This is a genomic window from Actinoplanes flavus, from assembly GCF_017592555.1.
GTDB classification, from domain to species: Bacteria; Actinomycetota; Actinomycetes; order Mycobacteriales; family Micromonosporaceae; genus Actinoplanes; species Actinoplanes flavus.
In genome coordinates this window covers 255,190-274,782 of sequence record NZ_JAGFNS010000012.1, presented here as the reverse complement: position 1 = coordinate 274,782, position 19,593 = coordinate 255,190, and the positions used below count along the sequence as shown (strand labels likewise).

Annotated in this window: 19 protein-coding genes, 2 tRNA genes and 1 rRNA gene; 12 read left to right on the top strand and 10 right to left on the bottom strand. The window is 69.2% G+C overall.

Annotation, left to right across the window (positions count from 1 at the left end; all coding sequences use genetic code 11):
* Positions 1-98 (bottom strand): 16S ribosomal RNA (locus J5X75_RS20400); the annotation flags it as partial.
* Positions 99-693: 595 nt separating this feature from the next.
* Between J5X75_RS20400 and J5X75_RS20395 the strand changes: the two genes are divergently transcribed.
* Positions 694-909: a hypothetical protein gene (locus J5X75_RS20395; protein ID WP_208468980.1), complete on the top strand. Its 216-nt coding sequence runs from the start codon at positions 694-696 to the stop codon at positions 907-909.
* Between the two features lie 704 nt (positions 910-1,613).
* Here J5X75_RS20395 and J5X75_RS20390 read toward each other — a convergent pair.
* The 6 genes from J5X75_RS20390 to J5X75_RS20365 all read right to left on the bottom strand — a co-directional run bounded on the left by J5X75_RS20390 (position 1,614) and on the right by J5X75_RS20365 (position 7,013).
* Complete coding sequence (locus tag J5X75_RS20390) at positions 1,614-2,426, bottom strand: carbon-nitrogen hydrolase family protein (RefSeq protein WP_208468979.1); 813 nt, start codon at positions 2,424-2,426, stop codon at positions 1,614-1,616.
* Between the two features lie 114 nt (positions 2,427-2,540).
* Positions 2,541-3,833, bottom strand: a complete 1,293-nt coding sequence (clpX, locus tag J5X75_RS20385) for an ATP-dependent Clp protease ATP-binding subunit ClpX (protein ID WP_208468978.1) — start codon at positions 3,831-3,833, stop codon at positions 2,541-2,543.
* Between the two features lie 217 nt (positions 3,834-4,050).
* The gene (locus J5X75_RS20380; protein ID WP_183227996.1) at positions 4,051-4,707 is read right to left on the bottom strand and encodes an ATP-dependent Clp protease proteolytic subunit; all 657 of its coding nucleotides are present in this window, start codon (positions 4,705-4,707) and stop codon (positions 4,051-4,053) included.
* 11 nt (positions 4,708-4,718) lie between these two features.
* Positions 4,719-5,354 (bottom strand): ClpP family protease, encoded by a 636-nt coding sequence (locus tag J5X75_RS20375; protein ID WP_208468977.1) that lies wholly within the window; start codon positions 5,352-5,354, stop codon positions 4,719-4,721.
* Positions 5,355-5,559: 205 nt separating this feature from the next.
* The gene (gene tig / locus J5X75_RS20370) at positions 5,560-6,903 is read right to left on the bottom strand and encodes a trigger factor (protein ID WP_208468976.1); all 1,344 of its coding nucleotides are present in this window, start codon (positions 6,901-6,903) and stop codon (positions 5,560-5,562) included.
* Positions 6,904-6,939: 36 nt separating this feature from the next.
* Positions 6,940-7,013, bottom strand: a tRNA-Pro gene (locus tag J5X75_RS20365).
* A gap of 130 nt (positions 7,014-7,143) precedes the next feature.
* Here J5X75_RS20365 and J5X75_RS20360 point away from each other — a divergent pair.
* Positions 7,144-7,214: transfer RNA gene (locus J5X75_RS20360), tRNA-Gly, on the top strand.
* An 813-nt stretch (positions 7,215-8,027) separates the two neighbouring features.
* Here the strand turns inward: J5X75_RS20360 and J5X75_RS20355 are convergent.
* Positions 8,028-8,978, bottom strand: coding sequence for a hypothetical protein (locus tag J5X75_RS20355; RefSeq protein ID WP_208468975.1), 951 nt, complete (start codon positions 8,976-8,978; stop codon positions 8,028-8,030).
* 97 nt (positions 8,979-9,075) lie between these two features.
* On the opposite strand from J5X75_RS20355, the gene J5X75_RS20350 reads away from it, so the two are divergent.
* The 8 genes from J5X75_RS20350 (at position 9,076) to J5X75_RS20315 (ending at position 15,761) form a co-directional block, all read left to right on the top strand.
* On the top strand, positions 9,076-9,393 hold the full coding sequence (locus J5X75_RS20350) for an ArsR/SmtB family transcription factor (RefSeq protein WP_208468974.1): 318 nt from the start codon (positions 9,076-9,078) through the stop codon (positions 9,391-9,393).
* Entirely contained in the window at positions 9,390-9,896 is a 507-nt protein-coding gene (locus tag J5X75_RS20345) for an SRPBCC domain-containing protein (protein ID WP_183227730.1), read from the top strand. Before J5X75_RS20350 ends, J5X75_RS20345 begins: the two co-directional genes overlap by 4 nt.
* 53 nt (positions 9,897-9,949) lie before the next feature.
* Complete coding sequence (locus J5X75_RS20340) at positions 9,950-10,585, top strand: GntR family transcriptional regulator (protein ID WP_208468973.1); 636 nt, start codon at positions 9,950-9,952, stop codon at positions 10,583-10,585.
* A 106-nt stretch (positions 10,586-10,691) separates the two neighbouring features.
* A complete protein-coding gene (gene atzF, locus J5X75_RS20335) occupies positions 10,692-12,437 on the top strand; it encodes an allophanate hydrolase (protein WP_307798178.1) in 1,746 nt (581 codons plus the stop codon).
* The gene (gene biuH, locus J5X75_RS20330) at positions 12,437-13,129 is read left to right on the top strand and encodes a biuret amidohydrolase (protein WP_208468971.1); all 693 of its coding nucleotides are present in this window, start codon (positions 12,437-12,439) and stop codon (positions 13,127-13,129) included. The genes atzF and biuH overlap by 1 nt, the downstream gene beginning before the upstream one ends.
* Before the next feature lies 1 nt (position 13,130).
* A complete protein-coding gene (locus J5X75_RS20325) occupies positions 13,131-13,787 on the top strand; it encodes a cysteine hydrolase family protein (protein ID WP_208468970.1) in 657 nt (218 codons plus the stop codon).
* Positions 13,784-15,346: a SulP family inorganic anion transporter gene (locus J5X75_RS20320; RefSeq protein WP_208468969.1), complete on the top strand. Its 1,563-nt coding sequence runs from the start codon at positions 13,784-13,786 to the stop codon at positions 15,344-15,346. Before J5X75_RS20325 ends, J5X75_RS20320 begins: the two co-directional genes overlap by 4 nt.
* A 34-nt stretch (positions 15,347-15,380) precedes the next feature.
* Positions 15,381-15,761 (top strand): AtzH-like domain-containing protein, encoded by a 381-nt coding sequence (locus J5X75_RS20315; protein WP_208468968.1) that lies wholly within the window; start codon positions 15,381-15,383, stop codon positions 15,759-15,761.
* Here J5X75_RS20315 and J5X75_RS20310 read toward each other — a convergent pair.
* The gene (locus J5X75_RS20310; protein WP_208468967.1) at positions 15,749-16,645 is read right to left on the bottom strand and encodes a glycosyltransferase family 2 protein; all 897 of its coding nucleotides are present in this window, start codon (positions 16,643-16,645) and stop codon (positions 15,749-15,751) included. The genes J5X75_RS20315 and J5X75_RS20310 overlap by 13 nt on opposite strands.
* 81 nt (positions 16,646-16,726) lie before the next feature.
* Between J5X75_RS20310 and J5X75_RS20305 the strand changes: the two genes are divergently transcribed.
* A complete protein-coding gene (locus J5X75_RS20305; RefSeq protein WP_372450911.1) occupies positions 16,727-17,599 on the top strand; it encodes an SDR family oxidoreductase in 873 nt (290 codons plus the stop codon).
* Here J5X75_RS20305 and J5X75_RS20300 read toward each other — a convergent pair whose 3' ends face one another.
* Positions 17,600-18,211 (bottom strand): DNA-directed RNA polymerase II, encoded by a 612-nt coding sequence (locus tag J5X75_RS20300; RefSeq protein ID WP_208468966.1) that lies wholly within the window; start codon positions 18,209-18,211, stop codon positions 17,600-17,602. It lies immediately after the preceding gene.
* Positions 18,212-18,311: 100 nt separating this feature from the next.
* Between J5X75_RS20300 and J5X75_RS20295 the strand changes: the two genes are divergently transcribed.
* Positions 18,312-19,535, top strand: coding sequence for a GNAT family N-acetyltransferase (locus J5X75_RS20295; protein ID WP_208468965.1), 1,224 nt, complete (start codon positions 18,312-18,314; stop codon positions 19,533-19,535).
* The last annotated feature ends 58 nt before the right edge of the window (positions 19,536-19,593 follow it).

Genomic DNA, 19,593 nt, shown 5'->3' with positions numbered 1-19,593 from the left:
TCGCCGCTCGAGTACCCCGAAGGGCCTTTCCGCTCGACTTGCATGTGTTAAGCACGCCGCCAGCGTTCGTCCTGAGCCAGGATCAAACTCTCCAACAAAATCTGTTGAACAATCGTCCCGGCAACATAAATGTTGCCAAAGGAATCTCCCACCCATCGCCTAAACGATGAGCCGGGGTATTGCCATAATTGGCACTGGCTTATCAAGCACCCTGTTGAGTTCTCAAAGAACAACCGCACATCGAAGTAAAGCCCGTCAAGGCTCGCCCTCAAGGCAACTGCTCGATATTACCCGGTCGTTTTCGCCAGACAGAATCAGGGACCCTGTCGACAACGCCCAAGTGTTTCTCCGCGATGCGGAGGAGTGGCTCTGGTAGACCGGCCGACGATCACTTCCGCGATCAGCCCGCCCGGTTCTCTACCGGCTTTGCCACTCTACCCGGCCGGCTTCGCGATCGCAAATCCAATTTCTTGGATCTTTGCCGCACCTCCCGGGTGCCGAGTTCGAGCATAACTCGCTCTCGACCGCCCCCGAGGCGCCTTCCGGATTGTCACTTTCGTGGCTGTCCGTACCGGTTTCCCGCGGGCAGAGAGAAAGTTACGCGACCCATGCGGGTGACCGCAAATCGACGCTCATGCCTGCGGAAGCGGCGAGGTTACACATGACGCAGCCATCCCGTGACAGAGTGGCTTCATGGCCACTCCCCCGACATTGGCGGCCGACGCGGTCCTGGGCTTGCTCGTCCCGGTCTGGCAGTGGGCGATCGGCCTACTTGTGCTGGTCACGGTCGTGCTGTCAGCCCGGAAACTGTTGATGCGCGGCCCGACGCGGATGGGCGGGGCACTACTCCTGGCCGGCGCAGCGGTGCTCGCTCTGACCGCGCTCAGCTATCTCATGGACAGTTTGTGACGCCGGATACAGCTGGCGACCGGAGACTGGCGGCGACCTTTCGGCCGGGTTCTCACTCCGTCCCCTAGCCGGCCCGATCTGCCACCACACCGCACCGCAGTCAGCGCGCCAGCGCCTCGCAGAACCGCAGCCAGCACGCCGCCCCCTCACAGAACCGCAGCCCACACTCCAGCCCCTCGCAGAACCGCAGCGCGCACCCAGCCCTCACGGAACCGCGGCCAGCACACCGGCCCCTCCTAGAGCCACGGCCAGCACACCGGCCCCCACAGAACCGCAGCGCGCACCCCAGACCTTCAGAGAAGCGCGGCCAGCGCCGGCCCCTCCTAGAACCGCGGTCAGCGCGCCGACCCTTCACAGAATGGCGGTCGGCACGCGGCCCTTCGCGGACCGCAGCTGGCACCCCGGCCGCTAGTCGTGCCGCAGCCGGAACCCCGCCCCTCGCATGGTCGCCGTCAGCATCCCGAACTTTCACAGAGCAGCGGTTGGCACGTCGTCTCATGCCGACCCGGTCGACGCTTCGCCGCGCGTACCGGATCGGGGGGGTTTGCAGTGGGATCGGGTGGCGCGGACCGGTGCCGCGGCGGTGGCGAAAGCAGCGGCTGGGTCGCGGCACGCGCGAGGCAGGGTTCAGGTGATCCGGGCCGGGACCGTTCGGGTCGGGCTCGACCGAGGCTCGCCGGGAGTGGCCCTCCCGGTTGGGGCGTTCAGCGGAGCGGGAAGGTTTCCATCCGGCGGTTGGCGAGGCTGGGCAGCTCGGTGCGGATGGTTTCCAGACGTTCGAGGTCGAGGTCCGCGAAGGTCACGCCGACGGTGTCCGGGGCCTGGGCCAGGACGGTGCCCCACGGGTCGATGATCATGCTGCGGCCGAAGCAGGTGCGGCGCGGTTCGTGGTCGCCGATCTGGCCGGCCGCCAGCACGAAGCACTGGTTCTCGATGGCGCGGGCCCGCAGCAGCACCTCCCAGTGGTCGCGGCCGGTGTGCAGCATGAAGGCGGCGGGCACGACCAGGATCCGGGCGCCGGCGATGGCGAGGGCCCGGTACAGCTCCGGGAAGCGGAGGTCGTAGCAGACGGTCAGGCCGGTGGGTACGCCGTCGACGTCGGCGAGGACCGGGTCGGTGCCGGGCGCCACCGTGCGGGACTCCTGGTAGGAGATGCGGCCGGTGATCTCCACGTCGTACAGATGGATCTTGCGATAGGTGGCGGCGAGAGTGCCGTCCGGAGCGAACAGCAGCGACGTGTTGAAGGTCCGGCCCGCGTCCGGGCCCTTTTCGTGGAACGAGCCGGCGTGCACCCAGAGGCCGAGCTCCCGTGCGGCGTTGGCGAAGAAGGCGGCGAACTCGCCGTCGACCGGCTCCGGTCTCGGCGCGTCGGCGGAGTGGCCGAGGAAGTCGACATACTCCGGCAGGACCGCGAGCTTCGCGCCGCCGGCGGCGGCGCGCTCGAGAAGATCACGAGCGACGGCCAGGTTGTGGGCACGGTCTTCGCGGGAGTTCAGCTGGCAGACGGCGGCGCGCATAAATCGAAGGGTACGGCGACCCGCGCCGCTTCGTGACCATCCGCGGCCGCTGAAGCGCACTCGCCGCCGCCCGGGGTGGGCGGCGGCGAGTGGGACGAACTGAGGGTCAGCCGGTCAGGCTGACTTCTCCTCGCGCTCGGGGCGGCGACGACGGCCGCCGAACTCACGCGGGACGATCGTGGGAATCACGTTCTCCACGACGACCTCGCGGGTGATCACGACCCGGGCCGCGTCGGGGTTGCTGGGCACCTCGAACATCACGTTCTGGAGGACCTCCTCCATGATCGCCCGGAGACCACGGGCGCCGGTCCCCCGGAGCATGGCCTGGTCGGCGATGGCCTCCAGCGCGCCCTCGTCGAACTCCAGCTCGACGCCGTCGAGCTCGAAGAGGCGCTGGTACTGCTTCACGTAGGCATTCCGCGGCTCGGTGAGGATCTTGATGAGAGCGTCACGGTCGAGGTTGCGGACGGTCGTGATGACCGGGAGACGGCCGATGAACTCGGGGATCAGGCCGAACTTGAGCATGTCCTCCGGCATCACCTTGCTGAAGATGTCGTCGGTGTTCCGCTCGGAGATCGACCGGAGGCGGGCGCCGAAGCCGACGCCGCTCTGCCCGACCCGCTGCTCGATGATCCGGTCCAGACCGGCGAAGGCGCCGCCCACGATGAACAGCACGTTCGTCGTGTCGATCTGGATGAACTCCTGGTGCGGGTGCTTACGGCCGCCCTGGGGCGGGACGTTCGCCACCGTGCCTTCGAGGATCTTCAGCAGGGCCTGCTGCACACCCTCACCGGAGACGTCGCGGGTGATCGACGGGTTCTCGCTCTTGCGGGCGATCTTGTCGACCTCGTCGATGTAGATGATGCCCTGCTCAGCGCGCTTGACGTCGTAGTCCGCCGCCTGGATGAGCTTGAGCAGGATGTTCTCGACATCCTCGCCGACATAGCCGGCCTCGGTGAGCGCTGTGGCGTCCGCGATCGCGAACGGCACGTTGAGCATCCGGGCCAGGGTCTGCGCCAGGTGCGTCTTGCCGCAACCGGTGGGGCCGATGAGCATGATGTTGGACTTGGCCACCTCGACGTCGCTGCCCGCGCCGGGAGCGCCGTTCGACTCGGCCTGGATCCGCTTGTAGTGGTTGTAGACCGCGACGGAGAGTGCCCGCTTAGCCTGCTCCTGGCCAACGACGTAGTTGTCCAGGAATTGGCAGATCTCCATCGGCTTGGGAAGCTCTTCCCACTTCACCTCGCCGGTCTCAGCCAGCTCCTCTTCGATGATCTCGTTGCAGAGATCGATGCACTCGTCGCAGATGTAGACCCCGGGGCCCGCGATGAGCTTCTTGACCTGCTTCTGCGACTTCCCGCAGAAGGAGCATTTGAGTAGGTCGCCACCGTCGCCGATCCGTGCCACCTACGTTCTCCCTGCGTTCATTGGCCGGCCGTCGACCGGACCTTGTGCGAGGACGGATTGCCTCGTTGCCATCTATCGTCCGCCGACCCGCGTAACTGAGGCTGCAGACTCGACGTTACCCGCAAAGGGGCTGTTCTCCGACCCCCCAAAACGGGCGTGTCAGGGGTCGGCCAGTCTAGCGCTCGCCGGCCGGCCCCCTGACACCGCGGACCCTGGGTCAGACCCCGGCCGTCTGCAGGCTCTTCTTACGCGTCGCCAGGACGACGTCGACCAGGCCGTACTCCTTGGCCTCGTCCGCCGTCATGATCTTGTCGCGGTCGATGTCCTTGCGAACCTGCTCGATCGGCTTCGAGGAGTGGTGCGAGATCAGCTCCTCCAGCTGGGTCCGCATACGCATGATCTCGCGAGCCTGGATCTCGATGTCCGAACCCTGGCCGTAGCCACCCTCGGTAGCCGGCTGGTGGATGATGATCCGCGAGTGCGGGAGCGCCATCCGCTTGCCCGGGGTGCCGCCGGCGAGCAGAACCGCCGCGGCGCTGGCCGCCTGGCCCAGGCAGACCGTGCTGATGTCGGGGCGCACGTACTGCATGGTGTCGTAGATGGCGGTCATCGCGGTGAACGAGCCACCGGGCGAGTTGATGTACATCAGGATGTCGCGGTCCGGGTCGGTGCTCTCCAGCGTCAGCAGCTGGGCCATCACGTCGTTGGCCGACGCGTCGTCCACCTGCACGCCGAGGAAGATGATCCGGTCCTCGAACATCTTGTTGTAGGGGTTGGACTCCTTGATGCCCCACGAGGTGCGCTCGGAGAACGAGGGCAGCACGTAGCGGTTGTGCACCGGAGCGAACCCGGGAGGCATGGAAAGGTCGGTCATGGGTCAGCTCCTCAGTTCAGCGTTCCGGCACCGTCGGGAACCTGCGTGGCCCCGGTGATCACCTTGTCGATGAAGCCATAGTCCTTGGCCTCCTCGGCCGTGAACCAGCGGTCCCGGTCGAAGTCGGCCGCGATCTGCTCCTGGGTCTGACCGGTGTGAAACGCGATCCGCTCCTGGAACATCCGCTTGGTGTAGAGCATCTGCTCGGCCTGGATGGCGATGTCGGCCGCGGTGCCGCCCATGCCACCGGACGGCTGGTGCATCATGATCCGGGCATGCGGCAGGGCGAAGCGCTTGCCCGGCGTCCCGGAGCAGAGCAGGAACTGCCCCATCGAGGCGGCCATGCCCATCGCGACGGTCTGCACGTCGTTGTCGATGAACTGCATCGTGTCGTAGATGGCCATACCCGAGTAGACAGAGCCGCCCGGGGAGTTGATCCACAGGTGGATGTCGGCCTCCGGGTCCTCGGCGGAGAGCAGCAGCAGCTGCGCGCAGATGCGGTTGGCGCTCGCATCGGTCACCTCGCTGCCGAGGAAGATGATCCGCTCCCGCAGCAGCCGGTTGAAGACCGAGTCGTCGAGGTTGCCACTCAGGGTGTCGCCACCGCGCCGCGACACGGGCCCGGTGGGGATGTGGAGATCGGTCATGGCAGCCCTTCACAGCTTGCTGTGTCGGCCGAGGATCCGGCCGGCAGGTTGTCCGTCGTACGACCAACCTAACTGGTCGGATGCGCATCAGCTTCCCGCTCGGGCAGGTGTTCGCTGACAGCGCATCGCGTGGCCGTACCCCCGGAAAAGACAACGGCCACCGCGCACCCGGAAGGGATGCGCGGTGGCCGGCCAGGCACTCAGATCAGTGGTTGTGACCCGCGTGGTCGTCCTCGGTGCGCAGGTCGTCCAGCGAGAGCGTGTTGCCCTCGGAGTCCTTCATCGTGACCTGCTCCATGACCGACGCGAGCGCCTTGCCCCGGCGCACGTCCCCGAAGACGGAGGCCGCGGCGCCCGAACGCACCAGCTGGTCGTAGTACTGCTGGGGCTGCATCTGGGCGCGCTGCGCCCGGTGCACGATCTCGTGACCGAACTCGTCGTCGGTGACCTGAACGTCCTCGGCGTCGGCGACGGTGTCGAGCAGCAGCTGGATCCGGACGCCCTCCTGGGCCGCCTCGGTCAGCTCCTGGTCGATCTGCTCCTCGGTCTTGTCCTCCGAGGCGAGGTAGTCGGCCAGCGTCGCGCCGATCCGCTCGAGCTGGTCGGTCATGGCCTGCTTACGGCCATCGACCTCGTCCTTCACGACGCCCTCGGGGGCCGGGATCTCGGCCGCCTCGACGAGCTGCTTGAGCGCCTCGTCACGGGCCGCGTAGATCTGCTCGACCTTCTTGACCCGGGTGAGGCGGGTACGCAGGTCGTCGCGGAGCTCGTCGAGGGTGTCGAACTCGCTCGCCAGCTGGGCGAACTCGTCGTCGACCTCGGGGAGCTGCTTGTCCTTGACGGTCTTCACGACGACCTTCACCTCGGCGTCACGGCCGGCGAAGTCGCCGCCCACGAGCTGGGTCGTGAAGGTGGCCTCCTCGCCGGCGGAGAGGCCGACGAGCACCTCGTCGAGGCCCGGAAGCAGCTGCTTGCTGCCGACCTCGTGGGAGATGTTGGTGGCCGAACCGCCGGGGACGTCCTCGCCGTCGACCGTCGCGTTCAGGTCGAGCTGGACGTAGTCACCCTCCGCAGCCGCGCGCTCCACGGTCTTCAGGGTGGCGAAGCGCTCGCGCAGACCGTTGACCTGCTCGTCGATCTCGTTGTCACCGATCTCGACGGCCGGAACCGTCACGGTGATCGCGGAGAGGTCCGGCACGGTGATCTCCGGGCGGACGTCGACCTCGGCCGTGAACTTCAGCGGCGCGTTGTCGGCGAACTCGGTGATCTCCACCTCCGGGCGGCCGAGGGTCTTGACCTCGTGCTCCTGGACCGCGGCGAGGATCTGCTGTGGGATCGCCTCCTGGACCGCCTCGTTGAGCACCGCGCCCCGGCCGACCCGCTGGTCGATCACGGCGGGCGGAACCTTGCCCTTACGGAAGCCCGGCACCTGGACCTGCGCGCCGATCTCCCGGTACGCCTTCTGCAGGCTCGGCTTGAGCTCCTCGAACGGCACCTCGATGGCGAGCTTCACCCGAGTCGGGCTCAGAGTCTCGACGGTGCTCTTCACAGGCGTACTCCTTGTTGCTGCGGATGTTGGTGTCAGTCGGGGTGGCGGGATTTGAACCCACGGCCCCTCGCTCCCAAAGCGAGTGCGCTACCAAGCTGCGCCACACCCCGTGGCGACGGCCAGTGTATGCGGTCCGCTTGCCTGCGTGTGCGCTGGAGTCACCTGCTGGGGAATCCGGTTCGCGCGGACGGGAGATGATTCAGTAAGCTGTGCACGAGCCCCGAGCTGATCGGGGATCACGCGGGCGTAGCTCAATGGTAGAGCCTCAGTCTTCCAAACTGATTACGCGAGTTCGATTCTCGTCGCCCGCTCCGCTGAGAAGGCCCTGGTCAGAGGATATTCTCCGACCAGGGCCTTCGTCGTTCACCCCGGTGGATGATCTTGCTTGCCATTAGCGTGCCATCAGGTCCCGGACTCTGGCTCGCGGTCGTGTTCGGCCGCCTTACCTGTACCGGCCGCGCCATCTGTCGGCTTGCTGCGCTTCGGTCGCTTGCCGCGACCGGCCTTCGTACCCTTCGTGATCCGCTTGTCCATGTTCTCGGGCGATCTCGCGGTCCCGCTCGTTGGTCGCGTGCTGGTAGCCGCATGCTCGCGTGACCCATTCCGTGCATCGACTCGCGCGTGCCGGCGCCGCCGGCCGCCGCGATGCTGTTGCCGGCGTGCCGGGGGTCATGGAAGTGGAGCCCCGCCGGCATCCCCGCGTCCGACAGCGCCGTCGACCACTTCACCGCCCGGCGGAAGTTGCCGGTTTGATGAACCAGCGCCGCCGGGTGCTTGCCGGGGTAGCGCTTCACGTGCTCGCCAAGGGCTCTGTGGGCAACTCCCGGAAGAGCGACCACCCGGATGCCCGCGGCCGGCTTCGGCAGCCCGAACTCCAGGCCGTCTTCGGGGGTACGCCTACGGTCCCGGCCGCCAGATCGACATCGCACCGCCTCAGCGCGGCCCGTTCGCCCCAGCGGAGTCCGGAGAACGCAGCGACAGTGATCAACGCCACGTATCGGGGCGGCATGCACTGGCGTCACGGAGTCAGTCCGCGCATGGATGCCAGACTGACGGCGGCCCAGGTCAGGTGACCTGGGCCGGGTCATTGCCGGGGTCGCCGTGGAAGGCGCCGGCCGGCTGGCTCAGTCGTCGTCCTCCAGGCTGGAGCGGGCGTAGTCCCGGCATTCCACGAAGAAGTCCATGTCGCCCCAGGGTGACTTCATGATCCAGTCGTCCTCGATCACGTCGTAGATGCTGCACGCCGACGGGAACTGGCCGGTGAAGGTCAGCGCGAACGCGAAGTTGTTCCAGACGATCGGGGTGAGCAGCGTCTCCTGGTAGTCGTCGTGGAAGACGGAGAGCTGCGACGCCTGCCAGATGTCCTCGGCGACGTCGTCCCGCTCCAGGTAGTCGTTGCCGCCGTTGCCGCGACGATTCTCCAGGTGGGCGAGGACGACGAGGGTCGGGATGTGGGTGCCCGGGCAGGCGGCGGCGCGCTCGCGGGCGAACGTGAACATCGCCTCGGTGCTGCCGCCCCATTTCGGCATCAGGCCCTCCAGCATCTGGACGTGGCCGAAATAATGGGTCGGGTCGGCCGCGATCAGGCCGTCGAACCGGCGCCGGCGTTCCTCCTGGGGCAGGTCGCGGGCGCGGCCCAGGGTGATCAGGTAACGCCAGGCGTCGGCGTTGCCCGGTTCGCGCTCCACCACCTCGTCGAGGCAGTCCTCGGCGCGGCGGAGGCGGTCGAACCAGAGCTTCGCCGCCTCCTCACTCACCGTGTCGCCCCAGCCGGTGCCGCGGGCCTCCCACGCCCAGGAGATGTAGCGGGCGCCGCGGACTAGCAGCGGCAGCGTGGAGTCCGGCTCGTCCCGGACCGGGCCGGTGATCCACTCCTCCAGGCCGGGCATGCCACCGGTGAGGCTCAGGTAGTAGGAGCGGTGCTCCGGATCGGGGGTGGCGAGGATCCCGCGGGCGGTTCCCCAGTCGCGTTTCAGCAGCGCCTCGGTCAGTCGTTCGGCGTCGGGATCGCCGAGCAGGCTACAGAACTCGGGGGCGGCGGGGGCGGCCTCGCGCCGCTTCTTGAAAGACCACACGACCGGTGAGCGTAGGACTCTCCGCACCATCCCGGAAGATCCACCGCTTCCGTTGCCGGGCTTGACAGGTGACCAAATGGTCACCTAACTTAGCGTCATGACGGACGACGATCGGGTGTTCAAGGCGCTGGCCGACCCGAGCCGCCGGTTCCTGCTCGACCTGCTCTTCGCGCGTGATGGCCGCACGCTCACCGAACTGGAGTCCGAGCTGGAGATGACCCGGTTCGGCGTCGCCAAGCACCTCCGGGTGCTCGAAGAGGCGGGTCTCGTCGTCGTGCGCCGGTCGGGGCGGGAGAAGTTGCACTTCCTCAACCCGATCCCGATCCGGCAGATCCACGACCGGTGGATCGACAAGTTCACCGAACAACACGTGACCGCATTGATCGATCTCAAGCACACTCTGGAGGAGTCATGAGCGACACCAAGGTCTTCCGCATCTGGATCAAGGCGCCGGCCGACAAGATCTGGACGGCCATCACCGACCCGGAGTGGACCGCGAAGTATGCGTACGCCGCCCCGCAGTTCTACGAGCTCAAGAAGGGCGGCCGGTTCTACTCGACGGCCACCGAGGAGATGAAGGCGTACGCGGCCGCCGGTGGGTTCGAGCTGCCCGAGACCATCATCGACGGGGAGGTGCTGGAGGCGGAGCCGCCGCGGCGCCTGGTGCAGACGTGGCGGATGCTCATGGACCCGAGCACCGCGGTCGAGCCGTTCACCACGCTCACCTACGAGATCGAGGACTCCGGTCCGGGCGTCTGCCGGGTCACCATCACCCACGAGCTGACCGGCGCGCCTGCCCACTCCGCGATGGTGTCCGGGAGCCCAGACGCCGGCGCCGAGGGTGGCGGCGGCTGGGCCTGGGTCCTCAGCGACCTCAAGTCCCTGCTGGAGACCGGCAAGGTCATGGCCGGCTCGTAACAGCCGTCGGGGCCAGCCCGTGCCCACACGGCGCGGGCTGGCAGACTTGCCGCGTGAGCGACGGGGAGTTGGAGACTTACAGTCTCGTCGAGCTCGCCGTCGACCGGCTGCGGCGGGACATCCTGAGTGGCCGGACCGATCCGGGTGAACGACTGGTCGAGGAGCAACTGACCCGCCGGCTCGGCATCAGCCGGGCGCCGCTGCGCGAGGCCATGCGCCTGCTGGCCGAGCAGGGCCTGATCGAGCACATCCCGCGCCGGGGCGCCCGGGTGGCCACCCTCTCCGACGACGACGTGCGCGAGCTGTACGAGGTGCGTGACGTCCTGGAGCGGCACGCGGTCACCAGTACTCCGGTGGCGCCCGACCTCACCCGGTTGCGGGCGGCGCTCGACGCGATCCGTAGGGCCACGGCGACCGACGACCGGCTCGAGCTGGCCAACGCGCACCGGCGGTTCCACGTCGAGGTGGTCGCGCTGAGCGGGAACCGGCAGCTCACCGCCCTGTACGAGTCGATCCTCGTGCGGATCCAGCTCTTCATGGCGGTGAACATGCGACGTGAGGCGGAGACCGCCCGGGCGGCGGAGGGGGTGCTGCGGCACGAGCGGCTCTTCGCGGCGGTCGAGAGCGGCGGCACCGTTGAGATCCTGGAGGCTCTCGGCACGCATGGTGCCCGGACCTACCTGATCTGAGTCGGGCTTTCATCCGGTACGAGGGCTTTGATAGCTCCGGGAAATCGGGCCGTTACGTGATGCAGGTCTCACCGAAACAGAATTGTCGACAATCGACGATGTGGACGTGGATGCGATCGTCGATGCGGTGCTCGCGGAATCGGGTCCGGACGGAGTCTGGATCAGCCGGTTCTCCGCGGCCGAACTGCACGAGCAGGCGCGCCGGATCGATCCGGCGGCGCCACTGGCCGGGGTCACCTTCGCGGTCAAGGACAACATCGACGTCGCCGGGCTGCCCACGACCGCGGCCTGCCCGGACTTCGCCTACACGCCGGAGGCGGATGCCGCGGTGGTCCGGCGGCTGCGGGCGGCCGGTGCGATCGTGGTCGGCAAGACCAATCTGGACCAGTTCGCGACGGGGCTGACCGGGGCGCGGTCGCCGTACGGGGCTCCGGAGAGCGTCTTCGGTGGTGGCCTGATCTCCGGCGGGTCCAGTTCCGGATCGGCGGTCGCGGTCGCGGACGGGTCGGTCGGCTTCTCCCTCGGCACCGACACCGCCGGGTCCGGGCGGGTGCCGGCCGCACTGAACGGCATCGTCGGGATCAAGCCGACCCGGGGCCTGATCAGCACGCTCGGGGTGGTGCCCGCATGCCGGTCGCTCGACTGTGTCTCGATCTTCGGCCGGGACGTCGCGACGGCGGCCCGGGTCATGCGGGTCGCGCGCGGGCGGGAGTACGCGGACCCCTGGTCGCGGAACGGACAGCGGCCGGCGGTCACCCGACCTCGGATCGGCCTGCCCGCGGGCCTCGACTGGTCGCGGGACGGACGCCGGCCGGTGGCCCCCCGGCCTGGGATCGGCCTGCCCGCGGGCCTCGACTTCTTCGGTGACAGCGGGCAGGAGAAGGCGTTCACCCGGTTCACCGACGAGATCACCGCACGCGCCGGGCAACTCGGGGCCGAGATGGTCGGCGGGGTGGCGATCGAGGCTCTGCTGGAGGCCGGGGACCTGCTGTATCGAGGCCCCTGGGTGGCGGAGCGGCTCGCTGATCTCGGGGATTTCCTGGCCGCCCATCCCGCGTCGGTGCTGCCGGTGACGCGGCAGGTGCTGGCGGGTGGCCTGGCATTCACCGCGGCGGACGCCTTCCGGGCCCAGCACCGGTTGCGGGAGTTGTGGGCGGCCGCCGAACGGATGTGGGAACGGATCGACGTGCTGGCCCTGCCCACGGTCGGGACCACGTTCACGCACGCCGAGATCGCCGCGGACCCGATCGGGCGCAATCTGCTGCTGGGCCGGTACACGCAGTTCGCGAATCTGCTGGACATGGCCGCGGTGACGATCCCGAACGGGTTCACCGGGGACGGGCGGCCGGCCTCGGTGACGCTGTTCGGGCCGGCCTTCAGCGACGACCTGCTGATGGAACTGGCCGGCGCGCTCACCGCCGAACCGGACACCGGCACAAAAGGCAACCGGAGCCGGGGTGGCCGGGTGGATGGGATGACCGTCGGGGTGGTGGGGCTGCACCTGAGTGGGGAGCCGCGCAACGGGGAGCTTCGCGAGCGCGGCGGCACGCTGCAGAGCGTCACCAGGACCGCGCCCTGCTATCGGATGTACGAGCTGCCGTCGGGTGCTCCCGGGCTGGTCCGGGTGACGGATGGTGGCGCCGCCATCGAGATCGAGCTCTGGCGGCTGCCGGCCGCCCAGGTGGGTGGCTTCCTCGCGGGCATCCCGGCGCCGTTGTCGCTGGGCCGGCTCGTGCTGGAGGACGGCGCCGAGGTGACCGGATTCCTCTGCGAGGCGTACGCGGTGCGCGGCGCCCGGGACATCACCGCCAGCGGCGGCTGGCGGAATCACCGCTCGAAGGGATCTGACTGATGACCGCACGCATCGGGCCGGTGCCCGCCAACCCGTACTCCTGGCCCTACGACGGTTCGGTTCCGGTGGACCGGACCGCCCTGCTCTGTATCGACTGGCAGACCGATTTCTGCGGCCCCGGCGGCTACGTCGACAGCATGGGCTACGACATCGGGCTGACCCGGGCCGGGCTGCCGGCCACCGCGAAACTGTTGTCGCACGTCCGCGAGCTGGGCATGCTCGTCGTCCACACCCGGGAGGGCCACGATCCGGACCTGTCCGACCTGCCGGCCAACAAGCGGTGGCGGTCGAAGCGGATCGGGGCGGAGATCGGCGGTCAGGGGCCGTGCGGCCGGATCCTGATCAAGGGCGAGCCGGGGTGGGAGATCGTGCCCGAGGTGGCTCCGGCGCCGGGCGAGGTGGTGGTCGACAAACCGGGCAAGGGCGCTTTCTATGCGACGAATCTGGACCTCGTCCTCCGTACCCATGGCATCTCGCATTTGATCTTGACGGGAATCACCACGGACGTCTGCGTGCACACGACCATGCGCGAGGCCAACGACCGGGGGTACGAGTGCCTGATCCTGAGCGACTGCACGGGGGCCACCGATCCGTCCAACCACACCGCCGCCCTGCACATGGTCACCATGCAGGGCGGCGTCTTCGGCTGCGTCGCCACCTCGGACGACGTGATAGCGGCAACGGAGGTTTGAGATGCCTGCCGTCGATGCCCGGCCCACCCCCTTCACCTTCGATCTGGACACCACCGCGCTGCTGGTCATCGACATGCAGCGGGACTTTCTTCTGCCCGGCGGCTTCGGTGAGTCGCTCGGCAACGATGTCGCCCGGCTCCGGCGGACCATCGGGCCGCTCGGCGAACTGCTCGACGCCTGGCGCGCCACGACCATGCCGATCATCCACACCCGCGAGGGCCACAAGCCCGATCTGTCCGACTGTCCACCGGCGAAGCTCAAGCGCGGCCCGATGATCGGCCAGGAGGGCAGATTCGGGAGAATCCTGATCCAGGGCGAGTACGGCCACGACATCATCGACGAACTCCAGCCACGCGACGGCGAGATCGTCATCGACAAGCCGGGCAAGGGCGCCTTCTACGCGACCGGGATGTCCGAAAAGCTGGAAGAACTCAACGTCAGAAGACTGGTCGTAACGGGGGTCACGACCGAGGTCTGCGTCCACACCACGGTCCGTGAGGCGAACGACCGTGGCTACGAATGCCTCGTCCTGGCCGACTGCGTCGGCTCCTACTTCCCCGAGTTCCAGCAGGTCGGCCTCCAGATGATCGCCGCGCAGGGCGGGATCTTCGGCTGGGTCGCCGACTCCCCCGCGGTCATCAAGGAGATCCAGCGATGAAACTCGCCTACTGGGTCCGGGGCGACACCAACGCCTTCTTCGGGTTCGGTGTCAACGTCCTGGTCAACGTGCTCACCCTGACCGGCCTCTGTCTCGGCGTGATCAACATGCCGGCCGGCGACGTCTTCGGCGTGATCCTCCCGGCGCTGGGCATCGCCCTGGTCGCGGGCAACGTCTACTACACCTTCCTGGCCCGGCGGCTGGCCGTCCGGGAGAACCGCACCGACGTGACGGCCCTGCCCTACGGCCCGAGCGTCCCGCACATGTTCATCGTCATCTTCGTCATCATGCTGCCGATCTACCTGACCACGAAGGATCCGGTGGCGGCGTGGACGGCCGGCATCGCATGGGCGTTCATCATCGGTGTGATCGTGCTGATCGGCGCGTTCGTCGGCCCGTACATCCGTCGGTACACACCACGGGCCGCGCTGCTCGGCACCCTGGCCGGCATCTCGATCACGTTCATCTCGATGAACCCGGCCGCCAGCATGTGGAACTACGCGTGGATCGCCCTGCCGGTCTTCGGCCTGCTGCTGATCGGCCTGCTGACCGACGTGAAGCTGCCGTTCAACTTCCCGATCGGGCTGGCCGCGCTGCTGGTCGGCACGGCGATCGGCTGGATCGGCGGCGCCATGTCGGTGCCGGACGTGCAGAGCGCCGCGAAGGACATCGCGTTCGCCTTCCCGCACCTCAAGGTCGACCTGCTGATCGACGGGCTGAGGGACATGGCGCCGCTGCTGGCGACGGCGATCCCGCTGGGCGTCTACAACTTCACCGAGGCGATGACCAATGTGGAGAGCGCCGCCACCGCCGGTGACCGGTACAACCTGCGCAGCGTGCTGCTGGCCGACGGCGCCGGCGCGGTGATCGGTTCCTGCCTCGGGTCGCCGTTCCCGCCGGCCGTCTACGTCGGCCATCCGGGCTGGAAGGCGGCCGGTGGGCGTACCGGATATTCGATGGCCACCGGCGTGGTGATCGCGCTGCTCTGCTTCTTCGGCCTGTTCGGGCTGCTCGGCTCGATCTTCCCGACCGCCGCGATCGTGCCGATCCTGCTCTACATCGGCCTGTTGATCGGCGCGCAGGCGTTCCAGGCCACGCCGAAGGCGCACGCCGCCGCCGTGGTGGCCGCGCTCATCCCGAACATCGCCTCCTGGGCCACCGGCCAGATGGACAACGCGCTGGCCGCGGCCGGGACCTCGGCCGCGCAGGTGGGCACCGAGGCGCTGGCCGGAGCGGGCGTGGTCTACGACGGCCTCAAGACGCTCGGTCAGGGCGCCATCCTGGCCGGTCTGGTGCTCGGCGCGATCGTCGCGTTCCTCATCGACAAGCGGTTCTGGCACGCGGCGGCCTTCGCGGCCAGCGGCGCGGTGCTCACGTTCATCGGCCTGATCCACGCCGAGAAGGTGCAGTGGAACGCCGACGGCGAGGTCACCCTCGGCTATCTCTTCCTGACGCTGGTCTGCGTGCTGTTCGCGCTGCGCAGGCCCGCGCCGCGGGCGCCGGAGGCGGATGAGACGCCCGAGCCGGAGCCGGCCCGCGAGCCGGCCGCCGCCAACTGAGATCCGCGTCCCGGGCGAGAAGGAGAGGACATCCGTGGAAAGAGACCTTCCGGACGTGATCGCCGAGGTCACCGCCGCGTTCGAGGCCTACGAACGGGCGCTGGTCGCCGACGACGTCGAGAAGATCCTCTCCTTCTTCGCCCCCGCCGCCGTGCGGTTCGGCATCGCCGACCAGCAGGTCGGCATCGAGGAACAGGCCAGGTGGCGGCGCGCGCAGGGCGGCCTGCCGCCGGGCCGTCGTCTCAAGGACACGATCATCGCGGGGTACGGGGCGAGCGTGGCCGTGGTGACCACGTTGTTCGGCTATCCCGGCCGCGACGTGCTGGGCCGCCAGTCGCAGACCTGGGTACGGCTGCCGGAGGGGTGGCGGATCGTCACGGCACACGTCTCGGAACCGGCGCGTCAGCCGACGTAGCGGCGGGCCGTGGAGCGGCGCTGCGCCTCGTCGAGCCGGCCGAGCCGGGCCTCCACCACGGCCGGGCGGGGCCGCCGCTCGGCCAGCAGCCAGCCCGCGCCGCGCAGCGCGTCGAGCGCCCCGAGCAGGGAGGTCCGGTCCCGTGGGACGGTGCGGGCGAGGAAGAGCGTACGGCGTACGGCCGGGGCTAACGGCCGCCGCAGCCAGGTGAACCACAGCGTGTTGCGCAGTCCCACCCGCCGCCGGTGCGGGCTGTCCCGGATCGGCGAGGCCCGGTGGTGCACGGTCAGGTCCCCGCGATAGCACAGCTCCCAGCCGGACGCGATCAGATCGGTGGCGAGCAGCTCCTCCTCGCCGCCGAGCCAGAGCCGCTCGCTGAAACCGCCGGCCGCCTCGAACGCGTCCCGCCGCACCACCGAGGCGCCGGCCAGGAAGCTGCCCAGGGCGGGGCCGGGCATCCACTCCGGGGCGGGCACCGGCGAGTCCCGCAGCTCGGCGACGATCGGGTCCTCGGTCCCGGCCGGCTCCACCACGATCCGGGCGTTGACCAGGGCCAGTCGCGGGTGGGCGTCGAGGACGTCGGCGGCGCGGGACAGTGAGCCGGGGCTCCACCACGTGTCGTCGTCACAGAACGCCACGTACGGCGTGCGCGTACGGCGTACCCCGATGTTGCGGCCCACCGCCCCGAGGTTCTCGCGCAGGGCGACCACCTCGATGTCCGGATGCCGTTCGCGGACCGCGGCGGCGGTCCCGTCGGTGGAGCCGTTGTCGACCAGCACGACATGCGGCCGTTCCGGCAGGTCGCGCAGCCGGCTCAGACAGGCCAGCGCCTCCGCGCGCCGCTGCCAGGTGATGACGACGACGCTCACTCGTGGATCGCCCATGGGTGCCGGGATACCCACGATCCGGTTATCCGCACGTCATCGGGGAATCGGGAGGGCGACGACGCGAGACGAGGAGGCGACGTGGACCCGCGTGACAAGTACCCGAAGCCCGCGCTGGACGGCGGCGACCAGCAACCGCCCGGTCTGACCTCGGCGATGCCGGACCGCCCGGACCACGGTGAGGAGAGTTACCGGGGCAGTGGGCGGTTGACCGGGCGCAAGGCGGTCATCACCGGCGGCGATTCCGGCATCGGCCGGGCGGTGGCCATCGCCTACGCCCGGGAGGGCGCCGACGTGCTGATCTCCTACCTGCCCGAGGAGGAGTCCGACGCCACCGACACCGCGCAGTGGATCGAGAAGGCCGGCCGGAAGGCGGTTCTGATGCCCGGCGACATCCGGGACGAGGCGCACTGCCGGGCGATCATCGACCGGGCCCGCACCGAACTGGGCGGGGTGGACATCCTGGTGAACAACGCCGCCTACCAGATGGCGCAACCGGGCGGGATCACCGAGATCACCGACGAGCAGTTCGACCGGGTCATGAAGACCAATCTGTACGCGATGTTCTGGCTCTGCCGGGCCGCCGTCCCGCACATGCCGCCCGGCTCGGCGATCATCAACACCGCCTCGATCCAGGCCTACCTGTCGTCGAGCGCGCTGCTCGACTACGCCACCACCAAGGGCGGCATCGTGGCCTTCACCAAGGCGCTCGCCGAGGACCTGGCCGAGAAGGGGATCCGGGTCAACGCGGTGGCGCCCGGCCCGATCTGGACCCCGCTGATCCCGGCGACCATGCCGGAGAAGAAGGTGGAGTCCTTCGGCGGGGACACCCCGCTGGGCCGGGCCGGACAGCCCGCCGAGCTGTCCCCGGCCTACGTCTACTTCGCGAGCCCGGAATCCAGTTACACCACCGGTGAGGTCCTCGGGATCACCGGCGGCAAACCGGTCAGCTGATCAGAAGGTGCTGGTCACCCAGTTGACCGCGTCCATCACCCAGCCGGTCTGGCGCAGGTAGGAGAAACCGACGCCGACCATGAAGACCCCGGTGATCATGTGCGCGCCGCGGGCGGTGTGCCGCACCCGGCCCATCTGCCGCTCCAGGACGAGGCGGCCGACCAGGCGGGCCAGCGCGAACACGCCCGCGGCGACGCACAGCTCGACCACGAACAGCACCATCGGGGTGAACAGGTCGCCGCCCTCGGACAGCGCCCAGATGCCCCAGCAGACGAAGGCGAACAGGACGGCGGCGCTGCTCCACTCGCCGCCCCGGCGCAGCCGCCGGATGTGCCAGCCCAGACTGCGCTGCGGCTGCTGCTGACCGTGGTCGTCGGGCCAGCCGGTGCCGGTGGGCTCGTGCTCGGCTCCGAACTGCCCGGTGAACTGGTGGGTGCGCTGGGTGACCCGGGCGCGGCCCCGGCTGAACGGGGACTGGTCGAGCTCCGGGGCGGCCGGAGCGGGATCCGGCGGCACGCTGGCGGGACCGGTCTGCGCCGTCGGCTGGTCGGCCCACGGGTCCTGCGGCGGCATGTTGAGCGTCCGCTCGGACCACTGCGGTTGCTCCGGCATCGTTCCCCTTTCCGTCTGCGGTCGGCGACCGCGACAGTTCGAGGGTAGCGAGCCGACAAATCAGTCGCCGCGCCAGACAGCCGTCCGTTACACACGAGACATGAAGGAAGAGATGTCGATCCGCCCCACCACCCAGGCGGACGTTCCGGCGATCCTGGACCTGCTCGGCACGGTGTTCCACGAGGACTACCCGGACGAGGTCCGCGACTGGGAGACCGGGGTCCTGGAGCTGGACCGGTCGCTGGTCGCCGACGACGCCGGTCAGGTGGTGGGGCACATCGACGCCTTCACCCGTGATCTCACCGTGCCGGGGGCCATCGTGCCGGCCGCGCACGTGTCCGGGGTGGGTGTGGTCCCCACCCACCGGCGCCGGGGTCTGCTCAACCGGATGATGCGGCGGCAGCTCACCGAGATCGCCGACGCCGGCCGGGAGCCGATAGCGGTGCTCTGGGCCAGCGAGACCTCGATCTACCCGCGGTACGGCTACGGCCCCGCCTCCTCCCGGCTCGCCTTCACGATCATGAACCGTGAGGTGGGTCTCACCGTCCCGCCCACCGAGCCGCCGGGCCGGTTGCGGATGGCCGAGCCGACCAGCCTGCTCGCCGACCTCACCAAGGTGTACGAGCAGTTGCGCCCGGACCGTCCCGGCTGGTCCAGCCGCGACGACCGGTGGTGGCGCTACGTCCTCACCGATCTGGAGGCGCACCGCGACGGCGCCACCAAGCGGTACGCGGTGGTCCACGACGGCCCGGAAGGTCCCACCGGGTATGCGCTGTGGCGGGTCAAGAACGGCTGGAACGGCCACGGCCCGGACTGCGAGGTGCAGGTCCGTGAGGTGGTGGCCACCGATCCGGAGACGTACCAGGCGCTCTGGCGCTTCCTGCTGAGCATCGACCTGTCCCGCAGCGTGACCTTCCGGCTGGGTGCCGTCGACGAACCGCTGCGCTACCTGGTCGACGAGCCGCGCCGTCTCGGCCCGGCGGTGCTCGACGCCCTCTGGGTGCGCCTCGTCAACGTGCCGGCCGCCCTGTCCGCCCGCCGGTACGCCACCCCGGTCGACGTGGTCCTCGAGGTCACCGACCCGATCCTGGAGCGCAACACCGGGCGCTGGCGGCTCACCGGCGGCCCGGACGGGGCGGTGTGCGTGCCGTCCACCGACCCGGCCGACGTGACCTGCTCGGTGACCGACCTGGGCGCCGTCTACCTCGGCGGCACCCCGCTGTCGGCGCTGGTGGCGGCCGGGCGGGTCCGGCTGCTGACCGGGAACGATCCGACCGTCGCGTTCGGCTGGCACCGCCGGCCCAGCTCCACCGAGGTCTTCTGAGCGGGGTGTGCCGTGCCGGTGTCCGCGGCGGTACCGTCGGCGTCATGGGCCAGCCCGA

What these genes read in the sequence shown, in the direction of transcription:
- J5X75_RS20320 (WP_208468969.1), top strand. Translation starts at nt 13,784, where the DNA reads ATGAAACTCGCCTACTGGGTCCGGGGCGACACCAACGCCTTCTTCGGG.
- J5X75_RS20395 (WP_208468980.1), top strand. Translation starts at nt 694, where the DNA reads ATGGCCACTCCCCCGACATTGGCGGCCGACGCGGTCCTGGGCTTGCTC.
- J5X75_RS20300 (WP_208468966.1), bottom strand. Translation starts at nt 18,211, where the DNA reads ATGCCGGAGCAACCGCAGTGGTCCGAGCGGACGCTCAACATGCCGCCG.
- J5X75_RS20390 (WP_208468979.1), bottom strand. Translation starts at nt 2,426, where the DNA reads ATGCGCGCCGCCGTCTGCCAGCTGAACTCCCGCGAAGACCGTGCCCAC.
- J5X75_RS20350 (WP_208468974.1), top strand. Translation starts at nt 9,076, where the DNA reads ATGACGGACGACGATCGGGTGTTCAAGGCGCTGGCCGACCCGAGCCGC.
- biuH (WP_208468971.1), top strand. Translation starts at nt 12,437, where the DNA reads ATGACCGCACGCATCGGGCCGGTGCCCGCCAACCCGTACTCCTGGCCC.
- J5X75_RS20295 (WP_208468965.1), top strand. Translation starts at nt 18,312, where the DNA reads ATGAAGGAAGAGATGTCGATCCGCCCCACCACCCAGGCGGACGTTCCG.
- J5X75_RS20345 (WP_183227730.1), top strand. Translation starts at nt 9,390, where the DNA reads ATGAGCGACACCAAGGTCTTCCGCATCTGGATCAAGGCGCCGGCCGAC.
- J5X75_RS20310 (WP_208468967.1), bottom strand. Translation starts at nt 16,645, where the DNA reads ATGGGCGATCCACGAGTGAGCGTCGTCGTCATCACCTGGCAGCGGCGC.
- J5X75_RS20380 (WP_183227996.1), bottom strand. Translation starts at nt 4,707, where the DNA reads ATGACCGACCTTTCCATGCCTCCCGGGTTCGCTCCGGTGCACAACCGC.
- J5X75_RS20375 (WP_208468977.1), bottom strand. Translation starts at nt 5,354, where the DNA reads ATGACCGATCTCCACATCCCCACCGGGCCCGTGTCGCGGCGCGGTGGC.
- J5X75_RS20325 (WP_208468970.1), top strand. Translation starts at nt 13,131, where the DNA reads ATGCCTGCCGTCGATGCCCGGCCCACCCCCTTCACCTTCGATCTGGAC.